The sequence below is a fragment of the Streptomyces endocoffeicus genome (assembly GCF_016741935.1).
Lineage (GTDB): Bacteria > Actinomycetota > Actinomycetes > Streptomycetales > Streptomycetaceae > Streptomyces > Streptomyces endocoffeicus.
Genome location: NZ_JAERRG010000015.1, coordinates 207,531 through 226,571, shown reverse-complemented (window position 1 = coordinate 226,571; position 19,041 = coordinate 207,531). Strand labels below are relative to the sequence as shown.

Sequence of the window (19,041 nt, the reverse complement as noted above, 5' to 3'; positions counted from 1 at the left end):
AGAGGACAGCTCTCGGCGCACTCCGCCACGCCGGCCCGGGTGCGCTACCAGGCGGCGGAAAGGCGTCGGCCGTGGCATCCGCGGTCTCCAGCGACACCCCTCCCCCCGTGCAGCGCGCCGGCTACCGGCAACTGCTGCGCACCCCGGGCGCTTGGACCTTCCTGCTGCCCGGGTTCGCCGCCCGGCAGCCGTTCGCGATGCTGACGATCAGCATCGTGCTCCTGCTGCGCCACACCACCGGGTCGTACGGTCTCGCCGGTGCGGTCGCGGCCGTCACCGGCGTCTCCATGGCGCTGTTCGCGCCCCAGAGCGGCAAGCTGGCCGACCGCCATGGGCAGCGCGCGGTCCTGGTGCCGGGTGTGCTGCTCCACACGGCGGCCGCGGCCCTGCTGACGGCGCTCGCGCTGGCCCACGCGCCACTGTGGGCGCTGATCGCCGCCGCGGTGCCCACGGGCGCCTCCGTCCCGCAGGTCGGGCCCATGGTGCGGGCCCGCTGGGCGACCGCACTCGGGGACGGCGTGGCGGGCGGTCCCGGGCCCCGCCCGGGACGCCATCCGCTGCTGGCGACCGCGGCCGCGTTCGAGTCCGTGACGGACGAGCTCACGTTCGTCATCGGCCCCGTGCTCGCCACCGCCTTGAGCACCGCCGTGCACCCGGCCTCCGGCCTGATCGCGGAGGCCGCGCTGACGCTGGTGGGCGGGCTGCTCTTCGCGGCCCGGCGCCGTACCGCGCCCCCGCCGAGCCCGGCGCGGGCCGACCCGCGGGAGCGGCACGCCTCGGCCCTGTCCCTGCCGGGTGTGCGGGTCCTGGCCGTGGCCTTCCTGGGCATCGGCTCGGTCTTCGGCGGGATGCAGGTCGCCCTGACCGCCTTCACCCAGGAGCAGGGTCGACCGGGCCTGAACGGTGTGCTGTACGGCGTCTTCGCGGCGGGCAACATGCTCGCGGGCGTCGCCTGCGGCGCCATCGCCTGGCGCACCTCCCCGCGACGGCGGCTGCTGACCGCCTACGCCGCGCTGACGCTGATCTACTCGACGCTGTGGGCGGTGTCCGCGCCCCTGCCGCTGGGCGGGCTGGGACTGCTGGCGGGCCTGTGCGTCGCACCGGCACTCATCACCGGGTACACCCTGGTGGAGGCGCTGGTCCCGGCCGCCTCCCGGACGGAGGCGTTCACCTGGCTGACCGGCGCGGTCGCGCTGGGGCAGGCCGCCGCTGTGACGGCGGGCGGACAGGTGGCGGACGGCTTCGGCGCGAGCGCCGCCTTCACGGTGCCGCTCGTGGGCACGGCGCTGGCCCTGCTGACGGTGGTGTCGCTGCGCGCCCACCTCGCACCGCGCGGCACCACCACGGCGATACGCCAGGACCAGCGCATGGCCGTACCAGTTGCCGCGAGGGCATGTCAGTCGGTGAGGAACGACGACACGATCGCCCCGGCTTCCGGGCGGCACTCCTCGAAGTAGCCGTGCCGGGCGCCCTCGAAAATGTGCGTCCGCGACCGGGGGACGCGGGAGGCGAGCAGCGGTGCGTTGACCGCCGGGGTGAGCCGGTCGTCCGCTCCGTGCAGGATCAGCGTGGGCGCGCCGATCAGCGGGAGGACGTCCCAGGCGTCGTGTTCATTGCTGGCCACCAGATGGCGCCGCCGGGCGTGCGGGGGCATGCCGGGGTCGCCGAGGGTCGTATACGGCCCGGGGTGTCCGGACCGCCAGGCCGGGGTGTACATGAGGTCGGTCAGCGCCTCCCGCGCCGCTGCCGCGTCGGCCTGGGCCAGGGAGCGCCGTACCGCCATGTCGCGCTCCGTCGCCCGTGGCCCGCCGGGTGAGGTGCAGCCGAGGACGAGCCGCCGGATCCGGTCCGGGTGGCGGGCGGCGGTCCACTGGGCGACCCGTCCTCCCATGGAGGTCCCGTACAGATCCGCGGACTCGATGCCCAGATGGTCGAGGACGGCGATCACATCGTCCGCGAAGTCCCGTGTCGCGTAGGGGTGGTCGGGCTTTCCGCTCTCCCCGGTGCCGCGCCAGTCCATGGTGAGGGTGGAGTGGGTGGTGTGGAAGTCCGCCCGTATGCCGTCCCACCAGTGGTGGTTGTTGGCCTGGCCCGCCAGGAGCACCAGCGGCGCTCCGGTGCCCTGGCGCTGGTAGGCGAGGAGGGTGCCGTCCAGTGCGCGGGCATGGCCGGTGACCTGCTGGGGGACGTCGGTGCGTGCCATGGGTGTCTCTTGCCTTTCCAGCTTCGGGTGTCGTCGGCGCGGGCGGTGCGCTTGTGCGACTGGGCGGAGGGCCACCGATTCTGCCCCGCTCAGCCGCGGGCGATGACCTTGCCCGGGTTGAGGATGCCATGCGGGTCGAGGGCCGTCTTGACCGCGCGGTGCAGGTCCAGAACGGCCGGGGTGAGCTCCCGCTCCAGACCGTCCCGCTTCAGCAGGCCCACACCGTGTTCACCGGTGACCGTGCCGCCGAGGTCGATGGCGTCCGCGATGATCTCGTGGAACGCGGCCTGGGCCCGCTCCCGGGCCGCGGTGTCGCCGGGCTGGGTGATCAGCAGCGGATGGAGGTTGCCGTCACCGGCGTGGGCGATGTTGGCGATGAGCGTGTCATGGCGGGTGGCGGCGCGCTCGATCCGCGCCAGCATCTCCGGTACGGCCGCCTTGGGCACGCACACGTCCTCGGTGAGCACCGGGCCCAGCCGCTCCAGCGCGGGGTAGGCGAGCCGCCTGGCCGCGAACAGCGCGTCGGCCTCCTCCTGGTCCGTGGACCGCGCGGCCCAGGTCGCCCCCGCCTCCTCGAAACAGGCGAGCATGCGCTCGGCCTCCTGCTCTCCGGCCGGGCCCGGGGCGTCCGTACGCCCGAGGAGCACCACGTCCGCGTCCACGGACAGGCCCATGTTCTTCCACTTGTCGACCGCCGCCAGGCAGTGCCGGTCGATGAGCTCCAGCGCGGACGGGGTGAGCCCGGCGGCCCCGATCGCGGCGACCGCGCGTCCCGCGGCCACGACGGAGGAGAAGTATCCGGCGACCGTGCGCTCCGCCTCGCGCCGCGGCCGCAGCCGCACCGTGACCTCGGTGATCACTCCCAGAGTGCCCTCGGAGCCGACCATCAGCCCCGCCAGGTCGTACCCGGCCACGCCCTTGGCGGTCCTGCGGCCGAGCCGCACCAGCTCACCGGTGCCGGTCACCACTTCCAGGCCGAGCACATAGTCGCGGGTGACGCCGTACTTCACACAGCACAGCCCGCCCGCGTTGGTCGCCACATTGCCGCCGATGGTGGACCAGGGGGCGCTCGCCGGGTCCGGCGGGTACCACAGCCCCCGCTCGGCGCAGGCGGCCCGCAGATCGTCGTTGACCACCCCGGGTCCGACGACCGCGAGGCGCTCCACGGGGTCGATCTCGTGGATGGTGTCCATGGCCTCGGTGGAGAGCACCACACAGCCCTCGACGGCGTTGGCACCGCCGGAGAGACCGGTGCCGGCGCCCCGGGTGACCAGCGGAACGCCGTGCCGTACGCAGGCCCGCACCACGGTGCGCACCTCCGGCGCCGTACGTGGCCGTACCACCACGCGGGGCGTGCCGTACGGCGCCCATTCCGCCTCGTCGTGGACGAATCCGGCGGCGACACCGGGGTCCTCGACCATCCGGCCGTCCGGCAGCTCCTGCCGCAGATCGTCGATCAACACGCCGGTCCCCTGCCTTGTCGTCGAGCACGGTCCTTCCGCTCGCACGGTACCCACCGCCATCGGAAAGCGTGATCACCACCCCCTGTCACCGGGACGGCGGCGGGTCGGCACTTGCGTGAGAACCATCGTTCTCCTAGTGTCGTACCCGACGGAGAGAATGCTCGTTCTCTCCTCCCCCGCCACGACTCGAGGAGTCGACATGACCGACGCCGCACGTCCTCCGTTCCCCCCGTTCACCCGCGAGACCGCCATCGAGAAGGTCCGGCTGGCGGAAGACGGCTGGAACTCCCGCGACCCGGAGAAGGTCGCCCTCGCCTACACCGTCGACTCGCGCTGGCGGAACCGCGCGGAGTTCGCCACCGGGCGCGCGGAGATCGTCGCCCTCCTCACCCGCAAGTGGGCGAAGGAGCTGGACTACCGGCTCATCAAGGAGCTGTGGGCCTTCGACGGCAACCGCATCGCCGTACGCTTCGCCTACGAATCCCACGACGACTCCGGCAACTGGGTCCGCTCCTACGGCAACGAGAACTGGGAGTTCGACGACAACGGTCTGATGCGCCTGCGCTACGCCTGCATCAACGACCTCCCCATCGAGGAGTCGGAGCGCCTGTACCACTGGCCGCTCGGGCGCCGCCCCGACGACCACCCCGGGCTGACCGACCTCGGCCTCTGACCGGCAGGGCACAAGGCACCAGGAGAGCGATGACATGATCAGTCCCGAGACCGCGGAGCTCCGGATCCTCGACGCGGCCGAGACCCTGTTCTACGGACGGGGCATCCAGGCGGTGGGCATGGACGAGATCCGCTCCGCGTCAGGCGTCTCCCTCAAACGGCTCTACCAGCTCTTCCCGTCCAAGGGCGAGCTCGTACAGGCGTATCTGCGGCGGCGCGACGTCCGCTGGCGCCAGAAGCTGGCCGCGTACGCCGATTCCCAGGCCACTCCCGAGGAGAGCGTCCTGGCGGTCTTCGACTGGCTCCACGAGTGGTTCGGCGAGCCGGACTTCCGCGGCTGCGCCTTCAGCAACTCCTTCGGGGAACTCGGCGCCACCTCCTCGGCCGTCGCCGAGACGGCCCGCGCCCACAAGGAGGCGTTCTTCCGCTACCTCACCGAACTGACGGCGGCCGCGGGCAAACCGGCCTCGCTGGGCGACCACCTGGCCCTGCTGGCCGAAGGCGCCATCACCACCGCGGCGATCACCGGCAGCGCGGACCCCGCGCATCAGGCGAAAGCCGCCGCGCGCGTCCTGCTGGAGGCGGTATAGCCGTCACCCTCGAGGGCAAGCCGTTACCATCCAGTCTCATGCGGGGGTGGTGGGAGCGGGGCCGGGCGCTGGGAGCAGCCCACCCCCAGGCCGTGGACATCGGGATCGCGCTCCTGGTCCAGGCGGCCATGACGATGCCGTTCGTGGTGCCGCGCCCACCCGATCTGGAGCCGGCGACCTGGCCCGCCTACGGGCTGACCACACTCACCGTCGTCCCCCTGGTCTGGCGTCGGCGCGCTCCCCTCGCCGTGCTGACCGCGATCATCGCGACCAGCGCGCTGTACAAGCTGGCGGTGGCGGGGCCCGGGCAGCCGCTGCCGTACACCGGGCTCGTCATCATCTACACGATCGCCGCCGTTTCACCGCCGTGGCAGCGGCTGGTCGCCGGGGGTCTGCTGACGGTCGCCGTGCCGGTGTCGGTGTGGCTCAACACCCGCACGGCACGTGAGCTGACCTTCTCCCTCTTCGTGTTCGCGGCGGCCTATGTCTTCGGGCGGCTGACCGATGCCCGGCAGCGGGAGCACCGGATCGAGGCGGAGCGGGCCGCCGCGCGCGAACGGGCCCGGATCGCACGGGAGATGCACGACATCCTCTCCCATGCGGTGAGCCTGATGATCGTGCAGGCGGAGGCCGGCCCGGTGGCGGTGCGGACGGCCCCGGAGCGGGCCGAGGCCGCCTTCGACGCCATCTCCGCCACGGGCCGGGACGCCATGGCCCAGCTGCGCCGGATGCTGGGTGTGCTGCGCGAGGGCGATGAGCCGGGCCGCGCCCCGCGTGAGCCACAGCCGGGCCCGGCCGGTCTGCCCGAGCTGCTCGACCGGATACGGGCGAGTGGCCTCGAGGTGGCGTACGAGTCGGCGGGGGCCGTGCGGCCGCTGCCGGAGGCCACCGGGGCGAGCGTCTTCCGGATCGTCCAGGAGGCCCTGACCAACGTGGTCAAGCACGCGGCGGCCCGCGGTGTTTCCGTCCAACTCACCTATGGCGAAGGCACGGTGGACATCCGGGTGCTGGACGACGGACGCGGACCGCGGTCCGGTTCCGGTGGCGGCCACGGTCTGATCGGGATCCGCGAGCGGGCCGCGGCCCACGGCGGTACGGCGGTCACCGGGCCGGGCCCGGACGGCCGGGGCTTCGAGGTGCGGGTCCAGCTCCCCGTACCCTCCGCGGCGGAGGTGGCGCGTTGACGATCCGGGTGGTGGTGGCCGACGACCAGGAGCTGGTGCGCAGCGGCTTCGCCATGATCCTTGACGCCCAGCCGGACATCGAAGTGGTCGCGGAGGCGGGCGACGGGGCCGAGGCCGTCGAGGCGGTGCGGCGGCATACGCCCGATGTGGCCCTGCTGGATATCCGGATGCCACGTGTGGACGGTATCGAGGCGTGCCGCGGGATCGCCGCGTCCGGCGCCTGCCGGACGGTGATGTTGACGACCTTCGACTCCGACGAGTACGTCTACGAGGCGCTGCACGCGGGCGCGAGCGGCTTCCTGCTGAAGGATGTGCGCAGGGACGATCTGGTGCACGCGGTACGGGTGGTGGCGCGGGGCGACTCGCTGCTCGCGCCGTCGGTGGCCCGGCGTCTGGTGGAGCAGTACACCCGGGCCACCGCCCGGCCACGGCGGCCCGATCCCCGGCTGGACGCGCTGACCGGACGGGAGCGGGAGACGCTGCTGCTGCTCGCGCGGGGCCTGTCGAACGCCGAGATCGCCGCGGAGCTGGTCGTCAGCGATCACACGGTCAAGACGCATGTCGGCAATGTGCTCGCCAAGCTGGGGCTGCGGGACCGGATCCAGGCGGTGATCTGCGCCTACGAGACGGGCCTGATCACGGCCGGGACGGCCGGGGATCCCCCGCCCGGGGGAGCGTCCCGGCCCGGCTCCTCCCCCGCGTCGGCGAGGAACTGACCCCCGGAACACCGCTCGCGCGGGCGATCCGCGCCAGACCACCGGTCACCAGGATGGAGCCACCGAGAACAACGGCTCATTTCACTGGAGTTGACCATGAAGAGCACCAGCCGCACCCTGCTGGCCGCGGCGCTCGTCCTGGGCGTCGTGGCGGGCCCGGCGGTTCCGCCGGCCCTCGCGGCCGCCTCGTCGCCCGCGGACACCTCGTCCGCCACGGCCGCCACACCGTCCGGGATTCCCGAGCTGGAGGCCGCCATCGCGGATCTGCCGACGAGCGATGCCACGGCCGCGCTGGTACGGGTCGGGGGCACCGAGGGCGTCTGGAGAGGCAGTTCGGGCGTGCACGACCTGACGACCAACCGGCCGGCCGATCCGGCGGGCCGCTTCCGCGCCGGTTCGGTGACCAAGGTGTTCACGGCCGCGGTCGCCCTGCAACTGGCCGCCGAGGGCACACTCGACCTGGACCGCACCGCTCGCTCGTATCTGCCGGAGCTGATCCCGGCGTCGTACGGGAAGGTCACCGTACGGCAGTTGCTCAATCACACCCACGGCATCCCGGCCGCCGACCTCCCCGGGAACACGGTCGAGGAGCGGTACGCCGACCGCTTCCGGATCCATGACCCCGAGGACATGGTCCGCTCGGCCACGTCGAAGGAGCGCGAGTTCCCGCCCGGCGAGAAGCAGCACTATCTGAACATCGGCTACACCATCGCCGCTCTGGTCGTCGAGCGGGTCACGGGCGACTCGTACGAACACCAGGTGACCCGCCGGATCCTGATCCCCCTGGGCCTGCGCGACACCTATCTCCCGGGGAAGGATCCGCGCATCGCCGGCCCGCACAACCACGGCTACCAGACGATGCGGCTGGACGACGGCACGACCGGTCCGCGCGATGTGTCGGTGTGGGGGCCGACGGACGGCTGGGCGGCCGGGGACATCATCTCGACCACGGCGGACCTGGAGCGGTTCACCAAGGCCCTGTTCCAGGGGCGGGTGGTGCGCGGCCCGCTGCTGCGGGAGATGTTCACACTGCCGAAGGTGGCGGACTTCACCACCGGCGACCCGGCCGCGTACTCGGTCGGCCTCTCGATGAAGAAGCTGGGCGGCCGTGAGGTGTGGGGGAAGTCGGGCAGCCGCTGGGGCTACAACACCGGTATCGCGTCCACCCGCGACGGCTCGCGCACCCTCGTCTACAGCGTCAACTCCACGGACGCCAAGGGCCAGGAGATGAACACGGTGGTGCGGGACATCATGGTGGCGGCCTACGGCAGCCCCTGAGCGGCGCCTCACGGCGGACCGGCCGCCCCGCGCCCCGGCCGGTCCGCCCGCGACGCGCCTCAGTCCGCCTTGAGGGCCGTGAGGACGTTCAGCCGGGCCGCCCGGCGGGCGGGCCAGAGTCCGGCGACCACTCCGACGAGCGCGGCGCCCGCGAGCGCCACGGCGATACGGCCCCAGGGGATGACCATCTCGTACCCCTGGATGCTGTCGGAGGCCAGCTTGCCCGCGGCCCAACCGAGGAAGATCCCCGCGCCGATGCCCAGAAGGGCCCCGAACAGCGAGATGAGGACGGACTCCAGATGGATCATCCGCTTCGTCTGCTCGGGCTGGAGCCCCACCGCGCGCAACATCCCGATCTCACGGGTGCGCTCGAACACGGACATCGCGAGGGTGTTGACGACTCCCAGCACCGCGATCACCACCGCCATGGCCAGCAGCCCGTAGAGGACGTTGAGGAGCAGTGTGATGGCCTCGCCACCGGCCGCCTCGGCCAGGTCGTCGGTGTTCCGCACCTGGATGACGGGGTTCTGGTCGAGCGTGCGCTGGAGGGAACGCCGTGCCGCGTCGCCGTCACCGGCCTTGGTGCGCACCAGGACCGAGGCGTCCTCGATCTCCTTCAGATGGGGCTGCAGCGTGGCCAGCGGCATCATGGTGGACGGAAGGTATTCGTCCTCGTGGTAGACGCCGCCGATCTCCAGTGAGCCCCGGCTGCCGTCGTCGTAGACCACCGGAATCCGCTGTCCCGTCGTCCATCCGTAGATGTCGGCGATGGAGGTGTCGATCAGCAGGCTCTTGCCTCCGCCCGAGCCCAGCGCCGCGAACGAGCCCGAGACAAAGTTCGGGTCGAGGAGGTCACCGATGGTCCGGGGGTCCACACCGGTCAGGGTCACCTCGTCGCCGCCGGTCCGCACGGCGCCCTCGCGCCGCGGGCTGGAGGAGGTCACGGCCGAGGACTTCGCCAGGGTGTCGTGGACCGACGCGGGCAGGTGGCCGCTGTTCTTCGACGAGATCTCGAAGTCGGCCATGACGGAGCTCTCGGCCCGCTCGTGCAGCGATGTCGTGGCGGACACCGCGACCACCGTGAGGCCGGTGACCAGGGACAGCCCGATCATCAGGGCCGAGGCCGTGGAGGCGGTGCGCCGGGGGTTGCGCCGGGCGTTGCGCGGGGCCAGCTTCCCCGGGACGCCGAAGCGGCGCAGCAGGGGTCCGGCCAGGTCGACGGCCGGGCCGGAGAGCGCCGGTGTCACCACGATGATGCCGATGAGCAGCAGGGCGGCCGGAAGGAGCACGATGGTCCCGCCCTGCTCGCCGCTGGAGGCCGCGAACACCACGCCGAGCACACCGATCGCGATCAGGGCGACGCCGATCGCGTTGCGCCTGCGGAGGCTGCGGGCCGACGGGGGTATGTGGATCGCGGACATGGCGGCCACGGGAGGCACGGCGGCGGCTCGGCGGGCGGGCACATAGGCGGCCAGCATGGTGACGACGACGCCCACCAGGAACGAGATCAGTACGGTGCTGGGCGAGACGGTCAACGGCCCGTCCGGGAAACCGGATCCGCTGGACGCGAACAGCTGCCGGATGCCCATGGCCACGCCGATGCCGAGGAGGAACCCCGCGGCACCCGCGGACAGCCCCAGCAGACCGGCCTCGATGAGGACGGAGCGGGTCACCTGGCGGCGCTCGGCGCCGACGGCCCGCATCAGGGCCATCTCCCGTGAACGCTGGGTGACGAGCATGGTGAAGGTGTTGCCGATGACGAAGATGCCGACGAACAGGGCGATGGCCGCGAAGACGAGCAGCACCTGGCTGAGCCCCCTCGTCCCCTCGGCGGCCTCGGCCCGCTGCCGCTCGCGCAACTGCGCCCCGGTGCTGATGTCGGAGTCCCCGGGCAGCAGATGACGCGCTTCGGCCGCGAGCTTCGCCTCGGAGGTGCCGCGGTCGGCCTCGAGGGTGATCCCGTCGTACCCGCCGGGCTTCAGGAGCAGCTGCTGCGCGGTGGCGTCGTCGAAGAGCGCCAGGGTGCCGCCGGAGCCGTGGGTGTCGTCGGTGCGGACGATGCCGACGAGCTTCTTGTGCAGCACCGGTCCGTCGACGGCCAGCCGGACGGTGTCGCCGACCCGGTAGCCGCCCTGGTCGGCGGTGGCGGTGTCCAGCAGCACCTCGTCGGGCCCGGTGGGGGCGCGCCCGGCGGTCAGCGGATGGCGGGTGTCCTTGCCGTCGGCCTGGGGGAAGTAGTTGCCCCCCGCGGTCACATGGTCCCCGCCGAGGGGGTGGCCGTCCTTCGCGGCCACGGCGACGGACCCCTCGACGGAGCCGGTGACGGACGCCACGCCGGGCAGCTGTCGCAGCCGCCGCAGTGTGTCCTCCTCCACCGTCCCGGGCTCGCCAGTCTTCTCGTCGTAGGGCGGTGTGGCCTGGACCGAGACATTGTTCAGGGTGGTGAGGAAGCGCTCCTTGTAGGCGTTGCCGACGGTGTCGGTGAAGACGAGGGTGCCCACGACGAAGGCCACGCCGAGCAGAACGGCGAGCATGGTCATCAGCAGGCGGGCTTTGTGCGCGAGGACGTTGCGCAGGGCGGTACGGAACACGGGGCGGCCTTCCGGGAGGGTGCCGGGTGTGAGGTGCTCGGGGAGCGGGGCGGGCATCGGGCGTACGTGGCGCGGGCGTCAGCCGTACGGGCAGGCGCACGCGTCAGGCGCACGCGGTCGTAGGCGTACGCGGGCGTCAGGCGTACGCGGTCGTCAGGCGTGTGCCGGGGTCAGGCGGCCCATCCGCTCCAGGACGGCCTCGGCCGTCGGCGCGTGGAGTTCGTCCACGATGCGGCCGTCGGCGAGGAAGACCACGCGGTCCGCGTAGGAGGCGGCGACGGGGTCATGGGTGACCATGACGACGGTCTGGCCCAGCGCACTCGCGGAGCCGCGCAGGAACTCGAGGATCTCGGCGCCGCTGCGGGAGTCGAGGTTGCCCGTGGGCTCGTCGGCGAAGACGATGTCGGGCCGCCCGGCCAGCGCGCGGGCGACGGCGACACGCTGCTGCTGGCCGCCGGAGAGCTGGGCGGGCCGGTGGCCGAGCCGGTCGGCCAGGCCGACGGTCTGGATGATGCTCTCCAGCCAGGCCCGCTCCGGTTTGCGGCCCGCGATGTCCATGGGGAGGGTGATGTTCTCCAGGGCGCTCAGGGTGGGCAGCAGGTTGAACGCCTGGAAGACGAAGCCGATGCGGTCGCGGCGCAGCCGGGTGAGCTGACGGTTGTTCAGGGAGGCGATCTCCGTGTCGCCGAGGCGGACCGAGCCGAAGGACGGCGAGTCGAGACCGGCCATGCAGTGCATCAGGGTGGACTTCCCCGACCCGGACGGACCCATGATCGCGGTGAACCGCCCCTTGCCGAAGCCGACCGTGACCGCGTCGAGGGCCACCACACGGGTGTCCCCCGTGCCGTACACCTTCGTCAGATCGGTGGCGTGGGCGGCGTAGGACTCCGGGGTGGAAGGGTGCTGGTGTGCGTGCATGCCGATCCTCGGTGAGCGCTCGGTGGACGGCCCTCGTGGCGGAGGGCGTCGCCGCTGATGGCGACGCCCATGAGCCTCCCGCCCGGCCACCCCCGGGCGGATCCCCCGACCATCCGGAACCGCATCCCCCGATCGGGGGAGATCGCCGCGGGACCGCTATTCCGCGCGCCCCGTGCGGAAGGCCCAAGTCGCGATCTCGACCCTGTTGCGCAGGCCCAGCTTCGCCTGGACCGAGCCCAGATGCGTCTTGACCGTGCTGGGCGCGATGTACAGCTCGGCGGCGATCTCCGGGTTGGTCAGTCCGCGGGCGATGCCCTGGATGACCTCCTCCTCACGGTCGGTCAGCGGCTCGGCCGGCTCATGTGCGGCGCGCCGCCGGCTCTTGGTGAAGTGCTGGAGCAGCCGGAGGGTGATCTGCGGGGCGACCATCGCGTCCCCGCGGACGGCCGCCCGGACGGCCTCGGTCAGCAGCGCCGGACCGGCGTCCTTCAGAAGGAAACCGGACGCTCCGTTCGACAGCGCCGTGTACACATATTCATCGAGGTCGAAGGTGGTGACCACGACCACCTTCGGGGCTCCGGGCCGACCGCCGCCGGCCAGCCGGCGGGTGACCTCCAGACCGTCGGGCGGGGGCATCCGGATGTCCACCAGGCACACGTCCGGCTGGGTCTCGCGGGCCAGGGACAGGGCCGAGGCCCCGTCGGCGGCCTCGGCCACCACCTCCATGTCGGGCTCGGCCGACAGCACCATGCGGAATCCGGCCCGCACCAGATGCTGATCGTCCGCGACCAGGATGCGTATGGTCATGCGGTCCTGCCCTCCCGTAGCCGCAACCCGGTTCGTCCGGCGTGCCGCCCGCGGGTCCGCGGGGTGCGCGCGGCCTCGTCGGGGCGCAGCGGTACGGAGGCGCGGACCCGCCATCCGCCTTCAACGCGGTGGCCCGCCTCGAAGGCGCCGCCGAGCAGCTCGATCCGCTCCCGCATGCCCATGATGCCGAAGCCGCCGCCAAACCGGCCGAGGCTGCCGCGGTGTCCGGACGGGGAGCCCTGTCCGTCGTCCTCCACGACCAGTTCGGCGTGGTGTGCCGCCACCCGGGCGGACACATCCACCGACCGCGCTCCGCGCGCATAGCGCTGGGCGTTGGTCAGGGCCTCCTGGAGGACGCGGCTCAGCCCACCGATGACCTCGGCCGGTACGTCCTCCGGCAGATCCCGCCCGAGGTCCAGCCGGACCGGCAGCCCCGTCCCCCGCGCCTCGTCCACGATGCGGGTCAGGACCTCCCCCAGGTTCTCCGGATGCCGCGGGGTCTCGTCACCGCGCATCGAGCCCACCAGGCGCCGCATCGATGTCAGGGCCTCGCCGCCCGCGTGCTCGACGGCCTCGAGCATCTCGTTCAGCGCCCGCGGGTCGGGGGTGCTCCGCCCGGTGACATGGCGCACGGCCTGCAGCTGCACCACGATCGCGGTCACCTGGTGGGCCACGGTGTCATGCAGGTCCCGGGCCAGCGCGAGCCGTTCCTCCTGCCGCACCAGCTGTCCGGTGCGCTCCTGCTGGGCGTCGTGGAGCCGCAGCACCAGACCGCAGACGAAGGCCAGCGCCAGCATGAGCAGCATATTCTCGGCGGATTCGCCGACATCCGAATCCCTCAACACCGGTACGGAGCACACGCTGACGCTGAGCAGCGATACGGCCACCAAGGTCAGCCGGGGCGTGCAGCGGCGCACCGCCACGGCGAGGAGGACCAGCTGGCCCATGAATTCGCCGCTGCTGGTCTCGCTGGTCACCATGTTCACCGGCAGCAGGTGGTAGGCCACCGTGGCCGCGAAGGTGCCGGCACAGGTCACCAGCGCGGCCCGCGGAACCCATCGGGGATCGCGTACGACGGCCAGCACGGCCATCGCCCCGGCCAGGACCCCGGAACAGACCGGCGCCCAGTCCCCGGTGAACGCCTCGGTGTCGAGGGTCGGGTCGAAGACGATCCGTTCCTCGATGTCTTGATAGACGGAGATGAGGAACAACAGCGCAAGCGCGGAGCGCGCGGCCCACACCGGCCAACGTCGATAACCGGCGCGCCGGCCGGAGGACACAGCTATTCGCACCCGCGCCACCCTACGCACCTACGGCGGCGATTGCCGCCCCTCTCCCGCGCCGGGGTCGGTGGGCATGGGCGCCGGCCGTGCATCGCGCAGCCGCTCCGGTGTCCAGTACGAGGGGTCCGGCGGATCCGCGCGATGGGTCCGTGGAGTGTCCGGGGCGGGGGGATCGCCGGTGTCGTCACCCCGGGCGGTGACGGCCAGGACCGCGACGATGCCGGTTCCCACGACCGCCGCGGTGATGAGGACTGCGGTGAGCGGGCGCATGACGTTTTCTCCCGATGGTGGGGCGCTACGGATGCCGGAGGCCGGGACCCCCTGAGTGCGGGGCCCCGGCCGAGTGCGCGGTGGGTGGTGCTCAGCCGTTGGCGGTGTTGTCGTAGATCGTCTGGATCTTGTTGTCGAAGTAGGGGCTGTCGATGTAGGCGGGCGGATCGGTCCGGGTGCTGGTGACGCCGATCTCGGTCCCCAGGCCCGTGGTCTCGTTGTAGTCCCGCAGCCAGGGGCCGCCGCTCGCGCCCTCGACCATGGTGCACCCGTTCTGCACCCGGGAGCCGTCCTGCCACGTGGGGATGTTCTGGCACACATAGGGCAGCTCGCCGTCGTAGCCGAAGGCGGCCGGATAGCCCCAGACGGTCACGGTGTTGGAGTACCCGTAGTTGTAGCCGAGTCCCATGCCGCCGACGGTGTTGACCAGCTTGCCGGCGCCGTTGTCCCAGACGTTGACCACGCCGATGTCGTAGTTCAGGTCGCTGTTGTTGATCCAGCCGTTGAACGTGGTCAGCGTCTTGGCGGACCAGGTTCCGTACGGCCGCGAGCCGTTGTAGTACGCGGGCACGAACACCCAGTTGGTGGCCCAGGTGCCACCGGCGCCACCGTGGACGCAGTGCCCCGCGGTGAACACCATGTTCTTCGTGGGATTGTTGACCGCCGCGGCGGAGCAGGCGTAGTCGCCGCCGTTGGTCGGGTTGTGGAAGAAGACCTTGCCCTGCACGATCGAGGTGGCGATCCGCACCCCGCGGGCCTTCTTCGATGTGGCCTTCCGCGGTTTCGCGAGCTGAGCGGGTTCGGCCGCCGCGTCGATGGCCGCCTTCCGCGACGACTTGGCGTCGGCGGGCGTGTCGGCCTCGACGGCTCTGCGCATACGCTGCGGGGTCCAGTATTTCTCGGCGGACTCCACGGATGAGCGGGACGCGGCACTCTTGTGCGTGGACACCGCGGTGTCCGCGCTGCGTGTGACGGTGCTGTGCGAATCAGCGGACGCGGCCGCCGGAATCGTCAGGGCGAACGCGAAAACCACTCCGCTCGCCGCTAAAACGACCTTGCGTATCTGCACCAGTCCCCCCAATTTTTGATCGGGACAGGGAGCGGACGCCCCCGGTGAAATCCCGGGCGCACCGTATCGCGTGATGAAGTGCGCACGCCAAGATCCCGCAGGTGGTCAGAACGGTATCCGGCCAGGTATGACGCCCCCGGCCCGGTACGGAAAATCGCCTCGCGCTACTGGACTGCCCCTTTCGGTAAAAGCGGAATGGATCGTGTGCCGCATTGAATGAGGAATTCCGACGCGTCAACGCGCGTCAACGGCCGTCCTCTCCCGCGTGGCGACGGCCGCCCGATCCCCGACAGTGTCCGGAACCCGCAATAGCATTTCTCCGGTCGAATTCACGGAAGTATTCACGCATTCACGGCAGCCCCGTACTACGCGATGGGCCCGTCCGCCGCAGCGGATGCTGTTAGCCTCCCGGCATCCCCGTAGGCCCGCCGCTCCGAGGAAGACCATTGGTGACGCACCTTCAGGACGACCAGGACGCCCAGGACAGCCAGGACACACCGGCCCCGCAGCACGCGCCTGACACGCCGGACGCGCCCGACACGCCGCCCCCGGGCTGCCCCGCCCACTCCGCGCGGCTGTACGGGCCGGACTTCCGGCGCCGGCCGGACGAGACCTACCAGCGGATACGGCAGGACAGCGGGCCGGTCGCCCCGGTCCTCCTCGAAGGCGACATCGACGCCTGGTTCGTCCTCGGCTACCGCGAGACCCGTCAGGTGCTGTCCGACACCGAGACGTTCGGCCGGGACCCGCGCCGCTGGAACGGCTGGGACGATGTGCCGCCGGACTGGCCGCTGATGCCGTGGGTGGCGTACAGCCCGATGATGACCTTCACGGAGGGCGAGGAGCACCAGCGGCGCGCGACGGCGGCCGGCGAGGCCCTCGCCACGATCGACCCCTTCGTGCTGCGCGGCCACTGCGAGCGGTTCGCCGATCAGCTGATCGACAAGTTCGCCGCGAGCGGCAGGGCGGATCTGGTGTACGACTACATCTACTCGGTGCCCACCCTCGCCACGGCCGAGCTGTTCGGCCTGTCCGAGGACGAGTCCGGGCTGGAGGCCCTGGCGGCGGGGCTGACCATGTCGTTCCTCTCCAACGAGGAGGCCATCGCCGGTCAGCGGCGGGTCGCCACGTATGTGACGGAGCTGGTGCGGGCGAAGCGCGAGGCGCCGGGCCCCGACCTCACCTCGCAGTTCATCCTGAACACCCCGGACCTCACCGAGGAGCAGCACACCGCGGACGTCATGGTGCTGATGGCGGCGGCGCTGCCGCTGACCTCGTACTGGATCGGCAACACCCTGCGGCTGATGCTCACCGACGAGCGCTTCGCGATGACCCTCTCGGGCAACCGCCGCAGCATCGGCGAGGCCATGAACGAGGTGCTGTGGGCGGATTCCCCGTTGCAGAACCTCATCGGGCGGTACGCCACCCGCGACACCGACCTCGGCGGCCGGCGCATCCACGCCGGTGACCTCGTCGTCCTCGGGCTGGCCGCCGCCAACGCCGATCCGCTGCTGTGGCCCGACACCCCCGTCGGCCACGCCGGGAACCACTCCCATGTCGCGTTCAGCGGCGGCGACTACGGCTGTCCGGCGGGCGGTCCGGAGACGGCCAGGATCATCGCGGAGACGGCGATCGAGGTGCTGCTGGACCGGGTTCCGGACCTGACGCTGGCGGTCGCGCCCGACGAGCTGAGATGGGTGGACTCGTTCTGGTACCGCTGCCTGGAGTCGCTGCCCGTCACGTTCAGTCCCGCCCCGGTGACCGCGGGCTAGGGGGCGTCCGGGTCCGGTCCGAGTAGGCCCCCGGGGAGAAATCCGGCGTGCCCCGGGGGAGAAGAGGACGCCGGGGCCCTGGGGGTCCGGCGGTGTCAGTTGCCGGGGGGCTGCTGGAGCATGGCGAGGGTCAGGACATTGCCGCCGATGCCCCAGCCGCCGTCGGTGACCTCCTCGACCAGGACCAGGGTGGTGGCGCGGGCGCGTTCACCGTAGATCTCGACGTACAGCTCGGTGGCACGGGTGACGATCTCCTCCTTCTGCTTCTCGTCGAGGGATCCGGCAGGGACCTTGAAGTTCGCGAAGGGCATGGTCGTTCTCTTTCCTACGTGGGATTTCGGTGTGTTCGAGGGTGCGGTTCGGGTGTGATTACAGTGAGCTGCCCGTGGTGAGCAGGTCGTCCAGCCCGGCCCGGCGGAAGAACTCGGCGCGGACGCGGTCGGCGACCGCGGAGACGACTTCGCTGCCGTCGCGGCTGGGGTCTATGTGGGTGCGCAGCGGCCGGGCACCGGCCGGGAGGGCCACCAGGTGTACGACGGCGTCGGCGACGTGCGCGGCGTCCGCGTCCGGCGGAATCAGCGCGGCCAGCCGCTGGTCGAGTCCGGCCAGCAGGGTGCCGTAGCGCTCGTCGTAGGCGGCGGCGCGGTCGGGGTCGGCGGGCGCGCCCGCGTGGCGGAAGTGGTTGGTGCCCGAGGTGAAGGCGCCGGGGACGACGATCGCGGTGTCGATGCCGAAGCGGACCACCTCGGCGGCGTAGCTGACGGCCAGGGCGTCCATGGCGGCCTTCGCGGCGAAGTAGGGCCCGATGAAGGGCGGGCAGCCGCCGCGGGTGCTGGAGCTGCCGATCCACACCAGCAGCCCCTCCCCCTGGGCCCGCAGATGCGGCAGCGCGGCGCGGTTGACGCGCTGGGTGCCCAGGACGTTGACGTCGTACAGCTGGGCCAGTTGCTCGGGGGTGAAGGCCTCCGCCGGGCCGGTGGCCATGTGTCCGGCGTTGTGGACGATCACATCCAGCCGGTTCCGGTCGGCCAGAATGCGGGCGATGGCGGCGTCGGCGGAGTCCTGCGAGGTGACGTCGAGCTCCACGGCGCGCAGGTCGGCGTCATGGTCGGTGGCGTAGCGGGTCAGCTCGGCCACCGCGGCGGCGTTGCGGGTGTCCGGCTGCCGGATCCCGGCGTAGACCGTGTGGCCGGCGCGGGCCAGGGCGCGTGCGGTCAGCGCCCCGAAGCCGCTGGAGGCGCCGGTGACCAGGATGGTCGTGGGTGTGTCGGAGGGCATGGGGTCCTTACGGGCGAGAGGAGGGCGAGAGAAGCGAGAGGAGGGCGAGAGAAGGGGGAAGCGGTGGTGCGGCGGCGGTCAGACGATGCCGCCGTTGGCGCGGACGCGCTGACCATTGACCCAGTGGCCGGCCGGGGAGGCGAGGAAGGCCACCACCTCGGCGATGTCGGCGGGGGTGCCCAGGCGCTCCAGCGGGGGCTGGGCCGCCATCCGGGCGATGGTCTCCTCGTCCTTGCCGTCGAGGAACAGGTCGGTGGCGGTGGGGCCGGGGGCCACGGTGTTGACGGTGATGTCCCGGCCGCGCAGCTCGCGCGCCAGGATCATGGTGAGCGCCTCGACCGCGCCCTTGCTGGCGCTGTAGGCGCCGTAGGCGGGGAGGGCCAGGCCCACGATGGACGTGGAGAAGGTGATGAGCGCCCCGCCGCCGCGGATCCTGCGGGCGGCCTGCTGGGCGACGACGAAGGTGCCGCGGATGTTGGTGCGGTGCAGCGTGTCCAGCTCGGCCAGGTCCAGCTCGGCGATGGGGGCCAGATACATCCGGCCGGCCGCGTGGACGACGACGTCGACACCGCCGAACTCGGACTCCGCGGTGTCGAAGACCGCGGCCACCTGCTGTTCCTCGGCGACGTCGGCCTGGACGGCGACGGCCCGGCCACCGGCGGCGGTGATGTCCTTGGCGGCGGCCTCGGCCGGTTCGCGGTGGCCCGCGTAGCCGATCACGACGGCGTATCCGTCGGCGGCCAGCCGCTTCACCGCCTCGTGGCCGATGCCGCGGGAACCTCCGGTGACGATGGCGACGCGGGGCCGGTCGGTGGGGTGCTGGGACGCGCTTTCCTGGGGCGACATGGAGACTCCTGAGGTCATGTGCTGGCATGTGCTGGCATGTGCTGATGGGCGGATGCCACGGCGTACGGGCCGTGGCCCCGGGGCGCCGGCGTCGTTCGCCG

General features: G+C 72.0%; 18 protein-coding genes. 7 read left to right on the top strand and 11 right to left on the bottom strand.

The features are described 5' to 3' along the window. Positions 1-71 precede the first annotated feature (71 nt). Positions 72-1,457, top strand: a complete 1,386-nt coding sequence (locus JK364_RS32240) for an MFS transporter (protein WP_307841440.1) — start codon at positions 72-74, stop codon at positions 1,455-1,457. On the opposite strand, the gene JK364_RS32235 is transcribed toward JK364_RS32240, so the two are convergent. Together JK364_RS32235 and JK364_RS32230 are read right to left on the bottom strand one after the other, a co-directional pair. After that, positions 1,397-2,203, bottom strand: a complete 807-nt coding sequence (locus JK364_RS32235; protein ID WP_201854877.1) for an alpha/beta fold hydrolase — start codon at positions 2,201-2,203, stop codon at positions 1,397-1,399. The two genes, JK364_RS32240 and JK364_RS32235, sit on opposite strands and share 61 nt — an antisense overlap. Before the next feature lie 89 nt (positions 2,204-2,292). Then, on the bottom strand, positions 2,293-3,624 hold the full coding sequence (locus tag JK364_RS32230) for an FAD-binding oxidoreductase (RefSeq protein WP_230992841.1): 1,332 nt from the start codon (positions 3,622-3,624) through the stop codon (positions 2,293-2,295). Positions 3,625-3,865: 241 nt separating this feature from the next. On the opposite strand from JK364_RS32230, the gene JK364_RS32225 reads away from it, so the two are divergent. The 5 genes from JK364_RS32225 to JK364_RS32205 all read left to right on the top strand — a co-directional run bounded on the left by JK364_RS32225 (position 3,866) and on the right by JK364_RS32205 (position 8,106). Further along, complete coding sequence (locus JK364_RS32225) at positions 3,866-4,339, top strand: nuclear transport factor 2 family protein (protein WP_201854875.1); 474 nt, start codon at positions 3,866-3,868, stop codon at positions 4,337-4,339. A gap of 34 nt (positions 4,340-4,373) precedes the next feature. Next, positions 4,374-4,928 (top strand): TetR/AcrR family transcriptional regulator, encoded by a 555-nt coding sequence (locus tag JK364_RS32220; RefSeq protein ID WP_201854874.1) that lies wholly within the window; start codon positions 4,374-4,376, stop codon positions 4,926-4,928. Between the two features lie 38 nt (positions 4,929-4,966). Then, complete coding sequence (locus JK364_RS32215; protein WP_201854873.1) at positions 4,967-6,112, top strand: sensor histidine kinase; 1,146 nt, start codon at positions 4,967-4,969, stop codon at positions 6,110-6,112. Next, a complete protein-coding gene (locus JK364_RS32210) occupies positions 6,109-6,828 on the top strand; it encodes a response regulator (protein ID WP_201854872.1) in 720 nt (239 codons plus the stop codon). The genes JK364_RS32215 and JK364_RS32210 overlap by 4 nt, the downstream gene beginning before the upstream one ends. Before the next feature lie 96 nt (positions 6,829-6,924). Next, positions 6,925-8,106, top strand: coding sequence for a serine hydrolase domain-containing protein (locus JK364_RS32205; RefSeq protein WP_201854871.1), 1,182 nt, complete (start codon positions 6,925-6,927; stop codon positions 8,104-8,106). A gap of 59 nt (positions 8,107-8,165) precedes the next feature. Here the strand turns inward: JK364_RS32205 and JK364_RS32200 are convergent, their stop codons facing one another. The 6 genes from JK364_RS32200 to JK364_RS32175 form a co-directional block, all read right to left on the bottom strand. Further along, on the bottom strand, positions 8,166-10,697 hold the full coding sequence (locus tag JK364_RS32200) for an ABC transporter permease (RefSeq protein WP_201854917.1): 2,532 nt from the start codon (positions 10,695-10,697) through the stop codon (positions 8,166-8,168). Between the two features lie 153 nt (positions 10,698-10,850). Beyond that, positions 10,851-11,615, bottom strand: a complete 765-nt coding sequence (locus JK364_RS32195; RefSeq protein WP_201854870.1) for an ABC transporter ATP-binding protein — start codon at positions 11,613-11,615, stop codon at positions 10,851-10,853. Positions 11,616-11,771: 156 nt separating this feature from the next. Beyond that, entirely contained in the window at positions 11,772-12,422 is a 651-nt protein-coding gene (locus JK364_RS32190; RefSeq protein WP_044579604.1) for a response regulator, read from the bottom strand. After that, entirely contained in the window at positions 12,419-13,714 is a 1,296-nt protein-coding gene (locus JK364_RS57660) for a sensor histidine kinase (RefSeq protein ID WP_201854869.1), read from the bottom strand. The genes JK364_RS32190 and JK364_RS57660 overlap by 4 nt, the downstream gene beginning before the upstream one ends. Before the next feature lie 18 nt (positions 13,715-13,732). After that, positions 13,733-13,975 carry a hypothetical protein gene (locus JK364_RS32180; RefSeq protein WP_201854868.1) on the bottom strand — a complete coding sequence of 81 codons (243 nt, stop codon included), beginning with the start codon at positions 13,973-13,975 and terminating at the stop codon, positions 13,733-13,735. A gap of 91 nt (positions 13,976-14,066) precedes the next feature. Next, the gene (locus JK364_RS32175; protein ID WP_201854867.1) at positions 14,067-15,044 is read right to left on the bottom strand and encodes a trypsin-like serine peptidase; all 978 of its coding nucleotides are present in this window, start codon (positions 15,042-15,044) and stop codon (positions 14,067-14,069) included. A gap of 449 nt (positions 15,045-15,493) precedes the next feature. On the opposite strand from JK364_RS32175, the gene JK364_RS32170 reads away from it, so the two are divergent. Next, positions 15,494-16,816 carry a cytochrome P450 gene (locus JK364_RS32170; protein ID WP_201854866.1) on the top strand — a complete coding sequence of 441 codons (1,323 nt, stop codon included), beginning with the start codon at positions 15,494-15,496 and terminating at the stop codon, positions 16,814-16,816. A 95-nt stretch (positions 16,817-16,911) separates the two neighbouring features. Here the strand turns inward: JK364_RS32170 and JK364_RS32165 are convergent, their stop codons facing one another. The 3 genes from JK364_RS32165 to JK364_RS32155 form a co-directional block, all read right to left on the bottom strand. Continuing rightward, positions 16,912-17,127: a tautomerase family protein gene (locus JK364_RS32165; RefSeq protein WP_020873857.1), complete on the bottom strand. Its 216-nt coding sequence runs from the start codon at positions 17,125-17,127 to the stop codon at positions 16,912-16,914. A 58-nt stretch (positions 17,128-17,185) separates the two neighbouring features. Continuing rightward, a complete protein-coding gene (locus JK364_RS32160; RefSeq protein ID WP_201854865.1) occupies positions 17,186-18,094 on the bottom strand; it encodes an SDR family NAD(P)-dependent oxidoreductase in 909 nt (302 codons plus the stop codon). A gap of 78 nt (positions 18,095-18,172) precedes the next feature. Continuing rightward, positions 18,173-18,940, bottom strand: a complete 768-nt coding sequence (locus JK364_RS32155; protein WP_201854864.1) for an SDR family oxidoreductase — start codon at positions 18,938-18,940, stop codon at positions 18,173-18,175. Positions 18,941-19,041 lie beyond the last annotated feature (101 nt).